The sequence below is a fragment of the Bacillus sp. Leaf49 genome, assembly GCF_001426125.1.
Taxonomy (GTDB): domain Bacteria; phylum Bacillota; class Bacilli; order Bacillales; family Bacillaceae; genus Bacillus; species Bacillus altitudinis.
In genome coordinates, this window is the sequence record NZ_LMRK01000006.1 from 19,883 (window position 1) to 33,012 (window position 13,130).

8 protein-coding genes are annotated in these 13,130 nt (G+C 42.7%); all 8 read left to right on the forward strand.

Annotated features, from left to right (window positions below; genetic code table 11):
• The first annotated feature begins 25 nt into the window (after positions 1-25).
• The 8 genes from ASG46_RS05150 to tuf all read left to right on the forward strand — a co-directional run bounded on the left by ASG46_RS05150 (position 26) and on the right by tuf (position 13,090).
• A complete protein-coding gene (locus ASG46_RS05150) occupies positions 26-631 on the forward strand; it encodes a class I SAM-dependent methyltransferase (protein ID WP_007496296.1) in 606 nt (201 codons plus the stop codon).
• 255 nt (positions 632-886) lie between these two features.
• Positions 887-4,468 (forward strand): DNA-directed RNA polymerase subunit beta, encoded by a 3,582-nt coding sequence (gene rpoB / locus ASG46_RS05155; RefSeq protein ID WP_007496297.1) that lies wholly within the window; start codon positions 887-889, stop codon positions 4,466-4,468.
• A 61-nt stretch (positions 4,469-4,529) separates the two neighbouring features.
• On the forward strand, positions 4,530-8,129 hold the full coding sequence (rpoC, locus tag ASG46_RS05160) for a DNA-directed RNA polymerase subunit beta' (protein ID WP_007496298.1): 3,600 nt from the start codon (positions 4,530-4,532) through the stop codon (positions 8,127-8,129).
• 146 nt (positions 8,130-8,275) lie between these two features.
• Entirely contained in the window at positions 8,276-8,524 is a 249-nt protein-coding gene (locus ASG46_RS05165; protein WP_008345416.1) for a 50S ribosomal protein L7ae-like protein, read from the forward strand.
• Positions 8,525-8,637: 113 nt separating this feature from the next.
• On the forward strand, positions 8,638-9,057 hold the full coding sequence (gene rpsL, locus ASG46_RS05170) for a 30S ribosomal protein S12 (protein WP_003216962.1): 420 nt from the start codon (positions 8,638-8,640) through the stop codon (positions 9,055-9,057).
• A 121-nt stretch (positions 9,058-9,178) separates the two neighbouring features.
• Positions 9,179-9,649 (forward strand): 30S ribosomal protein S7, encoded by a 471-nt coding sequence (gene rpsG, locus ASG46_RS05175; RefSeq protein WP_003216884.1) that lies wholly within the window; start codon positions 9,179-9,181, stop codon positions 9,647-9,649.
• Between the two features lie 54 nt (positions 9,650-9,703).
• Positions 9,704-11,782: an elongation factor G gene (gene fusA, locus ASG46_RS05180; protein WP_007496301.1), complete on the forward strand. Its 2,079-nt coding sequence runs from the start codon at positions 9,704-9,706 to the stop codon at positions 11,780-11,782.
• A gap of 117 nt (positions 11,783-11,899) precedes the next feature.
• Positions 11,900-13,090, forward strand: a complete 1,191-nt coding sequence (tuf, locus tag ASG46_RS05185; RefSeq protein WP_007496302.1) for an elongation factor Tu — start codon at positions 11,900-11,902, stop codon at positions 13,088-13,090.
• The last annotated feature ends 40 nt before the right edge of the window (positions 13,091-13,130 follow it).

The following is a 13,130-nucleotide window of genomic DNA, read 5'->3' on the forward strand; positions in this document are numbered from 1 at the left end:
TGAATCCAGAGGAGGTCCATTCACCATGAGTGACCACTATTATACGGAAAAGCCATCAGTGAAAAGCAATAAACAGACATGGGACTTCACCTTGAGAAACCGTAGCTTTACTTTTACAAGTGACAGTGGAGTGTTTTCTAAGAAAGAAGTCGACTATGGTTCGAGGCTTTTAATTGAAGCTTTTGAAGAACCTGACTTGGATGGCGACGTCTTAGATGTCGGTTGCGGTTATGGACCGATCGGCTTATCGTTAGCAAACGAAATGACAGGCCGCACCATTCATATGATTGATGTGAACGAAAGAGCAGTCGAACTTTCAAAGGAAAACGCTAAGCATAATCGCATTGATAATGTCCGCATCTATCAAAGTGATTTGTTCTCGAATGTTCATTCATCAGCTGCTTTTGCCTCTATACTGACCAATCCCCCAATACGGGCAGGGAAGAAAGTAGTACATGCGATCTTTGAAAAAAGTGCTGATCATTTATTGCCGGAAGGTGAGTTGTGGGTGGTTATTCAGAAAAAACAAGGTGGACCATCTGCGATTGAGAAATTAGAGCAACTTTTTGGAGAAGTGACGGTCGTTATGAAAAAAAAGGGCTACTATATTATCAAAGCTAAAAAAGTTTGACGCAGTTTCCTAGCTGTGTTAACATTATAAAATGCCAATGTGTATATTTTGCTTGATAGGCTTAAAAAACAACTATTTTGTATAAATTATGCATACTTGGGAAAACTAATAAAATCGGTATTTGTTTTTGGATGTGGTTTTCTTATTTTAGAAACCCTTTTTTCTTTTGTCTTGTAAAAGTATTTCTTTACTGACATTTGAAAGACAGAAATACTTTTTACACATATAATACGCATGATTTGAGGGGTGAATCAGTTGACAGGTCAACTAGTTCAGTATGGACGACACCGCCAGCGCAGAAGCTACGCACGCATAAGCGAAGTGTTAGAATTACCAAATCTCATTGAAATTCAAACCTCTTCTTATCAGTGGTTTCTTGATGAGGGTCTTAGAGAGATGTTTCAAGATATATCCCCAATTGAGGATTTTACTGGTAACCTTTCTCTTGAATTCATTGATTACAGCCTAGGGGATCCTAAGTATCCTGTAGCAGAATCAAAAGAACGTGATGTAACTTACTCTGCTCCACTAAGAGTAAAAGTTCGTTTAATTAACAAAGAAACTGGAGAAGTAAAAGACCAAGATGTGTTTATGGGTGATTTCCCAATCATGACAGACACAGGTACTTTTATCATTAATGGTGCGGAACGTGTAATCGTTTCTCAGTTAGTACGTTCTCCAAGTGTATATTTCAGTGGTAAAGTAGACAAAAACGGTAAAAAAGGTTTTACTGCGACTGTCATTCCAAACCGTGGCGCATGGTTAGAATACGAAACTGATGCGAAGGATGTAGTCTATGTACGCATCGATCGCACACGTAAGTTGCCGGTTACGGTTCTTTTGCGTGCTCTCGGCTTCAGCTCTGATCAAGAGATTCTTGACCTCATTGGCGAGAATGAATACTTACGCAACACGTTGGAAAAAGACAATACAGAGAATGCCGATAAAGCACTTCTCGAAATCTACGAGCGTCTTCGTCCCGGAGAGCCACCAACTGTTGAAAATGCGAAAAGCTTGCTAGACTCTCGCTTCTTTGATCCGAAGAGATATGACTTAGCAAATGTTGGACGCTACAAGATTAATAAGAAGCTTCATATTAAAAATAGACTATTCAATCAAAAATTGGCTGAAACGCTAGTTGATCCTGAAACAGGTGAAATCCTAGCAGAAAAAGGTCAAATTTTAGATAGAAGAGTGCTTGATAAAGTTCTTCCATACTTAGAAAACGGCATCGGATTTAGAAAGCTTTATCCAAACGGTGGCGTAGTAGAAGATGAAGTAGAACTTCAATCTATCAAGATTTATGCACCAACTGATCAAGAAGGCGAGCAAGTGATCAACGTGATTGGTAATGCATATGTAGAGGAAGCTGTGAAGAACATCACGCCTTCTGACATCATTGCTTCAATCAGTTACTTCTTTAACCTGCTTCATGGAGTAGGTGACACAGATGATATCGATCACCTTGGTAACCGTCGTCTGCGTTCTGTAGGTGAACTTCTGCAAAACCAATTCCGTATTGGTTTAAGCAGAATGGAGCGTGTTGTTCGTGAAAGAATGTCGATTCAAGACACGAACACGATCACACCTCAGCAGCTGATCAACATCCGTCCTGTGATCGCTTCTATCAAAGAGTTCTTTGGTAGCTCTCAGCTTTCTCAGTTCATGGATCAAACAAACCCGCTTGCTGAATTGACGCACAAACGTCGTCTGTCAGCGCTTGGACCGGGTGGTTTGACACGTGAGCGTGCAGGAATGGAAGTTCGTGACGTTCACTACTCTCACTATGGGCGTATGTGTCCGATTGAAACACCAGAGGGTCCAAACATTGGTTTGATCAACTCTCTATCTTCATTTGCAAAAGTGAATCGCTTCGGCTTTATTGAAACACCTTACCGCCGGGTTGACCCTGAAACAGGTAAAGTGACGCCGAGAATCGATTACTTAACGGCTGATGAAGAGGATAACTACGTTGTAGCACAAGCGAACGCTATATTAGGTGAAGATGGTTCGTTTATCGATGATAATATCATTGCTCGTTTTAGAGGGGAAAACACCGTTGTTCCTCGAAACCGCGTTGACTACATGGATGTTTCGCCAAAGCAGGTTGTTTCTGCGGCGACAGCATGTATCCCATTCTTAGAAAACGATGACTCTAACCGTGCTCTAATGGGAGCAAACATGCAACGTCAGGCTGTGCCTTTGATGCAGCCGGAATCACCGATTGTTGGTACAGGTATGGAGTATGTATCAGGTAAAGATTCTGGTGCTGCTGTGATCTGCCGTTACCCAGGTGTTGTAGAACGTGTTGAAGCGAAGAATATTTGGGTTCGCCGTTATGAAGACGTTGACGGGCAACAAGTCAAAGGAAACCTAGACAAATACAGCTTGCTGAAATTTGTCCGCTCTAACCAAGGGACTTGCTACAACCAGCGCCCAATTGTAAGTGTTGGAGATGAAGTCGTCAAAGGAGAAATCCTTGCAGACGGTCCTTCTATGGAAAAAGGTGAATTGGCTCTAGGACGTAACGTCATGGTCGGCTTCATGACTTGGGACGGTTACAACTATGAGGATGCGATCATTATGAGTGAGCGCCTTGTAAAAGATGACGTCTACACTTCTATTCATATTGAAGAATATGAATCAGAAGCTCGTGATACAAAGCTTGGACCAGAAGAAATTACGCGTGATATTCCAAACGTTGGGGAGGATGCTTTACGCAACCTTGACGAGCGCGGAATCATCCGTATTGGTGCAGAAGTAAAAGACGGAGACCTTCTTGTCGGGAAAGTAACGCCTAAAGGTGTAACAGAACTAACAGCTGAAGAACGTCTATTACATGCAATCTTCGGTGAAAAGGCTCGTGAAGTACGTGATACGTCTCTACGTGTACCACACGGCGGCGGCGGAATCATCCATGATGTCAAAGTCTTTAACCGTGAAGATGGAGATGAATTACCACCAGGTGTTAACCAGTTAGTCCGTGTATACATCGTTCAGAAGCGTAAAATTTCTGAAGGTGACAAAATGGCCGGACGACATGGTAACAAAGGTGTTATCTCTAAGATTCTTCCAGAAGAAGATATGCCGTATCTTCCAGATGGAACACCGATTGATATCATGTTAAACCCACTAGGGGTACCATCTCGTATGAATATCGGTCAGGTACTTGAGCTTCATATGGGTATGGCTGCACGTTACCTAGGCATCCACATTGCGTCACCAGTATTTGATGGTGCTCGTGAGGAAGATGTTTGGGAAACGCTTGAAGAAGCAGGTATGTCCCGTGATGCGAAAACAGTCCTTTATGACGGTCGAACTGGTGAACCATTCGACAACCGTGTATCTGTTGGAATCATGTATATGATCAAACTGGCTCACATGGTTGACGATAAACTTCACGCACGTTCAACTGGACCATACTCACTTGTTACGCAGCAGCCACTGGGCGGTAAAGCACAGTTTGGTGGACAGCGTTTCGGAGAGATGGAAGTATGGGCACTTGAAGCTTACGGTGCAGCATATACACTTCAAGAAATCTTAACTGTAAAATCGGATGACGTTGTGGGTCGTGTGAAAACATACGAAGCGATCGTCAAAGGGGATAACGTACCTGAACCAGGTGTCCCTGAATCATTCAAAGTATTAATTAAAGAACTTCAAAGTTTAGGTATGGATGTGAAAATCCTATCTGGCGATGAAGAAGAGATAGAAATGAGAGATTTAGAAGACGATGAGGAAACGAAGAAAGCAGACGGATTAGCGTTATCTAATGACGAAGATGCTGCAGACCTCGCACCTGTCGATCTTGAACGTGACGCAGTCACAAAAGAATAGCAGAAACGATTAGAGCAAGTGACTAGGGTATAACCCGAAGATTAAAAGGGAGGTAGGCCCCTTGCTAGATGTGAACAATTTTGAGTATATGAACATCGGTCTCGCATCACCTGATAAAATCCGTTCTTGGTCTTTTGGTGAAGTGAAAAAGCCTGAAACGATTAACTATCGTACACTGAAACCGGAAAAAGATGGTCTCTTTTGTGAACGTATCTTCGGACCGCAAAAAGACTGGGAATGTCATTGTGGAAAGTATAAACGCGTTCGTTATAAGGGTGTTGTATGTGACCGTTGTGGTGTAGAAGTAACACGGGCAAAAGTCCGTCGTGAGAGAATGGGGCATATCGAACTGGCTGCCCCAGTTTCCCACATTTGGTATTTCAAAGGTATCCCAAGCCGTATGGGTCTTGTTCTAGATATGTCACCACGTGCGTTAGAAGAAGTGATTTACTTCGCTTCTTACGTCGTGACTGATCCGGGCAACACACCGCTTGAGAAGAAACAACTTCTTTCTGAGAAAGAATTCCGTGCTTATTTAGATAAATATGGTAACACCTTCCAAGCAGCTATGGGTGCAGAAGCAATTAACAAACTTCTTCAAGATATCGATCTTGTGAAAGAAGTAGATACACTCAAAGAAGAGCTGAAAACAGCTCAAGGACAGCGTCGTACACGTGCGATCAAACGCCTTGAAGTGTTGGAAGCTTTCCGTAACTCAGGAAACAAACCGTCTTGGATGATCCTTGATGTACTTCCGGTTATTCCACCAGAATTACGTCCAATGGTTCAGCTTGATGGCGGACGTTTTGCTACTTCTGACTTGAACGACCTTTATCGTCGTGTCATCAACCGTAACAATCGTCTGAAACGTTTATTAGATCTTGGCGCGCCAAGCATCATCGTTCAGAACGAGAAGCGTATGCTTCAAGAAGCTGTCGATGCCTTGATTGATAATGGACGTAGAGGCCGACCAGTAACAGGACCAGGAAATAGACCATTGAAATCTCTTTCTCACATGCTGAAAGGGAAACAAGGGCGTTTCCGTCAAAACTTGCTTGGTAAACGTGTTGACTATTCTGGACGTTCCGTTATCGTCGTTGGACCACATTTGAAAATGTATCAGTGTGGACTTCCGAAAGAAATGGCTCTTGAACTATTCAAACCATTCGTGATGAAGGAGCTTGTTGAAAAAGGATTAGCTCACAACATTAAGAGCGCGAAACGTAAGATTGAGCGCGTGCAGCCGGAAGTTTGGGATGTTTTAGAATCAGTGATTCGTGAGCATCCAGTCTTACTAAACCGTGCACCAACTCTTCACAGACTTGGTATTCAAGCGTTTGAACCTACACTTGTGGAAGGACGCGCAATTCGTCTGCATCCACTTGTATGTACTGCCTACAACGCTGACTTTGATGGTGACCAAATGGCGGTTCACGTACCATTATCTGCTGAAGCTCAAGCTGAAGCTCGTATCTTAATGCTTGCTGCTCAAAACATTTTGAACCCGAAAGATGGAAAACCTGTTGTTACGCCATCTCAGGATATGGTGCTAGGTAACTACTACCTTACACTTGAGCGTAAAGGTGCTATCGGAGAAGGTATGGTCTTCAAAGATACGAACGAAGCCCTTCTAGCTTATCAAAATGGGTATGTGCATCTTCATACACGTGTAGCTGTTGCAGCTAACTCGTTGAAGAATGTGACATTCACTGATGAACAGCGTTCTAAATTGTTGATTACAACAGTTGGAAAACTAATCTTTAACGAAATCTTACCGGAATCATTCCCTTACATGAATGAGCCGACAAAGAGCAATATTGAAGAAAAAACGCCTGACCGCTTCTTCCTTGAAAAAGGAGAAGATGTCAAAGCTGCGATCGAGAAACAAGAAATCAATGCGCCGTTCAAAAAAGGTATTTTAGGTAAAATCATTGCGGAAATCTTTAAGAGATTCCATATCACTGAGACATCTAAAATGCTTGACCGCATGAAAAATCTTGGTTTCAAATACTCTACTAAAGCGGGTATTACGGTTGGGGTGTCTGATATCGTCGTATTAGATGATAAACAGAAGATCCTCGAAGAAGCGCAAGCAAAAGTAGATAACGTCATGAAGCAATTCAGACGTGGTTTGATTACTGAAGAAGAGCGTTACGAGAGAGTCATTTCGATCTGGAGTTCTTCTAAAGATGTCATCCAAGGTAAACTGATGAAGTCCCTTGATGAAGTCAACCCTATCTACATGATGAGTGACTCTGGAGCGCGTGGTAACGCATCTAACTTCACTCAGTTGGCTGGTATGCGTGGTCTGATGGCCAACCCGGCTGGACGTATCATTGAACTTCCGATTAAATCTAGTTTCCGTGAAGGTTTAACCGTATTGGAATACTTTATTTCCACTCACGGAGCGCGTAAAGGTCTTGCCGATACAGCTCTTAAAACAGCTGACTCTGGTTACCTCACGCGTCGTCTCGTTGACGTTGCGCAGGATGTTATCATCCGTGAAACAGATTGCGGTACAGACCGTGGAATCTTGGCGAAGTCCATTAAAGAAGGAAATGAAATTATTGAGAAACTTGAAGAACGTCTTATCGGACGTTTTGCAAGAAAACCAATTGTTCATCCTGAAACGGGCGAAGTCATTGTTGGCGAAAACGAACTAATTGATGAAGATAAAGCACTTGAAGTAGTTGAAGCAGGAATCGAGGAAGTATGGATCCGTTCTGCATTTACATGTAACACGCCTCATGGTGTATGTAAACGATGCTACGGCCGTAACCTTGCAACTGGTACTGACGTTGAAGTCGGTGAAGCAGTTGGAATCATCGCTGCACAATCGATCGGTGAGCCAGGAACACAGCTTACAATGCGTACGTTCCACACCGGTGGGGTAGCAGGAGACGATATCACTCAAGGTTTACCTCGTATCCAAGAGTTATTTGAAGCGCGTAATCCGAAAGGGCAGGCAACCATTTCTGAAATTGATGGTGTCGTTGCTGAAATTAACGATGTTCGTGACAAGCAACAGGAAATTGTGGTTCAAGGCGAAGTTGAAACTCGCTCTTACACAGCTCCTTACAATGCACGTCTGAAAGTTGTTGAAGGTGACAAAGTCACTCGTGGTCAAGTACTGACAGAAGGTTCAATCGATCCGAAAGAACTTCTTAAAGTGACTGACATGACAGCTGTTCAAGAATATCTGCTTCATGAAGTACAAAAAGTATACCGTATGCAAGGGGTAGAAATCGGAGATAAGCACGTAGAAGTAATGGTTCGCCAAATGCTTCGTAAAGTGCGTGTCGCTGATGCAGGGGATACAGATGTATTACCAGGCACACTTCTTGATGTACACCAATTCACAGAAGCGAACAAAAAAGTACTATTCGAAGGCAAACGTCCTGCAACAGGCCGTCCAGTTCTTCTTGGTATTACAAAAGCATCGCTTGAAACAGACTCATTCTTGTCTGCAGCATCCTTCCAAGAAACGACTCGTGTCCTAACAGATGCGGCGATCAAAGGAAAACGTGATGAACTGCTTGGCTTGAAAGAGAATGTCATCATCGGTAAACTTGTTCCTGCTGGAACTGGAATGCCAAACTACCGTAAAGTTAAGCCGGTTTCACAAGTGCAGCCGTCTGATGATATGGTTCCTGTAGAGTAATCTTTCTCTTAAGATTTCTATAAAAATCATCAAAAAATGGTGAAGGATGTCAAGATTATCTGTCAAACGATATTGACATCCTTCTGCCATGATGATAATATAACCAAGGTGCTCAAAATAAAACCTGTTACTTTGGAGGATATTCGATGTCTTATGATAAAGTATCACAGGCTCAATCCATTATTATTGGTACGAAGCAAACAGTAAAAGCTCTGAAACGAGATTCAGTGAAGGAAATCGTCGTAGCGAAAGATGCTGATCCTGCTTTAACCGCTAGTGTAATGAAACTAGCGCAAGAGAAGGGTGTAGACATTTTAGTGGTAGATTCCATGAAAAAGCTCGGCAAGGCCTGCGGAATTGAAGTTGGGGCAGCAGCTGTTGCCATTATGTTATAGCGTACTTGTTTTGTTTTTGCATGCTTAAAATGCAAAAGCATTGTTTTTTGCCTTTTGATGAACCACCTGGGTATGTGGGTTATAAAAAAAGTAATGAAGGGAGGAATAACAACATGCCTACAATTAATCAGCTAATACGCAAAGGACGCGTGAGTAAAGTTGAAAACTCAAAGTCTCCTGCACTTAACAAAGGATACAACAGTTTCAAAAAAGAGCACACTAACGTAACATCTCCACAGAAGCGCGGGGTTTGTACTCGTGTCGGTACAATGACACCGAAAAAACCAAACTCAGCACTACGTAAATATGCTCGTGTACGTTTGTCTAACCTGATTGAGGTAACAGCTTACATTCCTGGTATCGGACATAACCTACAAGAGCACAGTGTAGTACTTATCCGTGGCGGACGTGTAAAAGACTTACCGGGTGTACGTTACCACATCGTTCGTGGTGCGCTTGATACTGCCGGAGTTGACGGTCGTATGCAAGGACGTTCTAAATACGGAACAAAACGCCCTAAACAAAGCAAATAATATAAACAAACATAAGGGTTTTTAGAAGTTGAGTTCAGATCAGTGGAGTCAGGCAGCTGGCAATGAAATTGAGATGAAAGACAGATAGAAATCCTTTTAAAAGAGAAGGGAGGCTATTCAGATGCCACGTAAAGGTCCTGTAGCAAAAAGAGACGTTTTGCCAGATCCAATTTACAATTCTAAACTTGTATCTCGTTTGATCAACAAAATGATGATCGACGGTAAAAGAGGAAAGTCACAAACTATTCTCTACAAGTCATTTGATATCATCAAAGAACGTACTGGTAATGAAGCGATGGAGGTTTTCGAACAAGCCTTGAAAAACATCATGCCAGTTCTTGAAGTTAAAGCACGTCGTGTAGGTGGAGCTAACTACCAAGTTCCTGTAGAAGTTCGCCCAGACCGTCGTACGACTTTAGGTCTTCGCTGGTTAGTAAACTACGCTCGTCTTCGTGGAGAAAAAACGATGGAAGAGCGTCTTGCTAACGAAATCCTTGACGCAGCTAACAACACTGGTGCTGCTGTTAAGAAACGTGAAGATACACACAAAATGGCAGAAGCGAACAAAGCATTCGCTCACTACCGCTGGTAGGATTTATACCAAACTAAAAAAACTATTCCCTAATAAGGAAGGAGAAATTACCCAATGGCAAGAGAGTTCTCCTTAGACAAAACTCGTAATATTGGTATCATGGCTCACATCGATGCCGGTAAAACGACAACGACTGAGCGTATCTTGTACTACACTGGTCGTATCCATAAAATTGGTGAAACTCACGAAGGAGCTTCACAAATGGACTGGATGGAGCAGGAGCAAGAACGTGGTATTACAATCACTTCTGCTGCTACTACAGCACAATGGAAAGGTTACCGTGTAAACATCATTGATACACCAGGACACGTAGACTTCACTGTTGAAGTTGAACGTTCTTTACGTGTACTTGATGGTGCGGTTGCTGTTCTTGATGCACAATCAGGTGTAGAGCCTCAAACTGAAACAGTTTGGCGCCAAGCAACAACTTACGGAGTACCTCGTATCGTATTCGTTAACAAAATGGATAAAACCGGTGCGGACTTCCTTTACTCTGTAAGCACATTAAGAGATCGTCTTCAAGCGAACGCTCATGCAATTCAATTGCCGATCGGCGCTGAAGATCAATTCGAAGGAATCATCGACCTTGTAGAAAACGTAGCATACTTCTACGAAGATGACCTTGGAACTCGCTCTGATGCACAAGAAATCCCTGCTGAGTATAAAGACAAAGCTGAAGAGCTTCGAAGCAGCTTAATTGAAGCTGTCGCTGAGCTTGATGAAGAGCTTATGGAAAAATACCTTGAGGGTGAAGAAATCACAATTCCTGAATTGAAAGCTGCAATCCGTAAAGGAACTTTGAATGTTGAATTCTACCCAGTTCTTGTTGGATCTGCTTTCAAAAACAAAGGTGTTCAGCTTGTACTTGACGCTGTGCTTGACTACCTTCCTGCACCAACTGATGTTGCTGCAATCAAAGGTACATTGCCAGATACAAATGAAGAGGTTGTACGTGAGTCTACTGATGACGCACCATTCGCAGCTCTTGCATTTAAAGTTATGACTGACCCTTATGTTGGGAAACTAACTTTCTTCCGCGTATACTCTGGAACACTTGATTCTGGTTCTTACGTGAAGAACTCTTCTAAGAACAAGCGTGAGCGTGTTGGACGTATCCTTCAAATGCACGCAAACAGCCGTGAAGAAATCTCTACTGTATATGCAGGGGATATCGCAGCAGCTGTTGGTCTTAAAGATACATCTACTGGTGATACTCTTTGTGACGAGAAAAATCTTGTTATCCTTGAGTCTATGGAATTCCCAGAGCCAGTTATCGATGTAGCTATCGAGCCTAAATCTAAGGCTGACCAAGATAAAATGGGTATCGCTTTAGCTAAACTAGCTGAAGAGGATCCAACATTCCGTACACAAACAAACACTGAAACTGGTCAAACGATCATCTCTGGTATGGGTGAGCTTCACCTTGATATCATTGTTGACCGTATGAAGCGTGAGTTCAAGGTTGAAGCTAACGTAGGAGCTCCTCAAGTTGCGTACCGTGAAACATTCCGTTCTAGTGCAAAAGTTGAAGGTAAATTCGTACGTCAGTCTGGTGGACGCGGTCAGTTCGGACACGTTTGGATCGAATTCGAACCAAACGAAGAAGGCGCAGGCTTCGAATTCACAAATGCAATCGTCGGTGGGGTTGTTCCACGTGAATACATTCCAGCAATTCAAGCAGGTCTTGAAGATTCACTAGAAAATGGTGTATTAGCTGGATTCCCATTAATCGACATCAAAGCAAAATTATTCGATGGATCTTACCACGATGTTGACTCTAACGAAATGGCGTTTAAAATTGCTGCATCTATGGCATTGAAAAATGCTGTCAGCAAATGTAACCCAGTTCTACTTGAGCCAATGATGAAAGTAGAAGTCGTTATCCCAGAAGAATACATGGGAGACATCATGGGTGATATCACATCTCGTCGTGGACGTGTAGAAGGTATGGAAGCTCGCGGTAACGCTCAAGTTGTTCGCGCTATGGTTCCACTTTCTGAAATGTTCGGATATGCAACTGCACTCCGTTCTAACACACAAGGACGCGGTACTTTCACTATGCACATGGATCACTACGAAGAAGTGCCTAAGAGCATCAGTGAAGAAATCATCAAAAAAAATAAAGGTGAATAATTGATTTTGCCTTTAAACTAAAGTATAACTACTATTGAAGATCAGAAAGTGGGAGGTAACTCTTCACTTTCTATCACTCATACCAAATACAATGAACCTTTAAGGAGGATTTTTAGAATGGCTAAAGAAAAATTCGACCGTTCCAAATCGCATGCTAACATTGGTACAATTGGACACGTTGACCATGGTAAAACAACTCTAACTGCTGCTATCTCAACAGTTCTTCATAAGAAATCTGGTAAAGGTACAGCTATGGCTTATGACCAAATCGATGGTGCTCCAGAAGAGCGCGAGCGTGGAATCACAATCTCAACTGCACACGTTGAGTATGAAACTGAAACTCGTCACTATGCACACGTAGACTGCCCAGGACACGCTGACTATGTTAAAAACATGATCACTGGTGCTGCTCAAATGGACGGCGCGATCTTAGTAGTATCTGCTGCTGATGGTCCAATGCCACAAACACGTGAGCACATCCTACTTTCTCGTAACGTAGGTGTTCCTTACATCGTAGTATTCCTTAACAAATGTGACATGGTTGACGATGAAGAGTTACTTGAACTTGTTGAAATGGAAGTTCGTGACCTTCTTTCTGACTATGACTTCCCTGGTGACGATGTACCAGTTATCAAAGGTTCTGCTCTTAAAGCTCTTGAAGGTGATGCTGATTACGAAGCAAAAATCTTCGAACTTATGGATGCGGTTGATGAGTACATCCCAACTCCAGAGCGTGACACTGAGAAGCCATTCATGATGCCAGTTGAGGACGTATTCTCAATCACTGGTCGTGGAACAGTTGCTACTGGTCGTGTTGAGCGTGGACAAGTTAAAGTCGGTGACGAAGTTGAAATCATCGGTCTTCAAGAAGAAAACGGTAAAACAACTGTTACAGGTGTTGAAATGTTCCGTAAACTTCTTGACTATGCTGAAGCTGGTGACAACATCGGTGCACTACTTCGTGGTGTATCTCGTGAAGATATCCAACGTGGTCAAGTACTTGCTAAACCAGGTACAATCACTCCACATAGCCGTTTCAAAGCTGAAGTTTATGTACTTTCTAAAGAAGAGGGTGGACGTCACACTCCATTCTTCACTAACTACCGTCCGCAGTTCTACTTCCGTACAACTGACGTAACTGGTATCGTACATCTTCCAGAAGGTACTGAAATGGTAATGCCTGGCGATAACACTGAGATGGAAGTTGAACTTATCTCTACTATCGCTATCGAAGAAGGAACTCGTTTCTCTATCCGTGAGGGTGGACGTACTGTAGGTTCTGGCGTCGTTTCTACTATCATTAAGTAATAACAGTAAAAAGAGACTCCTTGCAAAAGGGTCTCTTTTT

Bases quoted from the DNA above. Each gene is read 5' to 3' on its own strand.
- ASG46_RS05150 (WP_007496296.1), top strand. From the start codon at position 26: ATGAGTGACCACTATTATACGGAAAAGCCATCAGTGAAAAGCAATAAA.
- ASG46_RS05165 (WP_008345416.1), top strand. From the start codon at position 8,276: ATGTCTTATGATAAAGTATCACAGGCTCAATCCATTATTATTGGTACG.
- rpsL (WP_003216962.1), top strand. From the start codon at position 8,638: ATGCCTACAATTAATCAGCTAATACGCAAAGGACGCGTGAGTAAAGTT.
- rpsG (WP_003216884.1), top strand. From the start codon at position 9,179: ATGCCACGTAAAGGTCCTGTAGCAAAAAGAGACGTTTTGCCAGATCCA.
- fusA (WP_007496301.1), top strand. From the start codon at position 9,704: ATGGCAAGAGAGTTCTCCTTAGACAAAACTCGTAATATTGGTATCATG.
- tuf (WP_007496302.1), top strand. From the start codon at position 11,900: ATGGCTAAAGAAAAATTCGACCGTTCCAAATCGCATGCTAACATTGGT.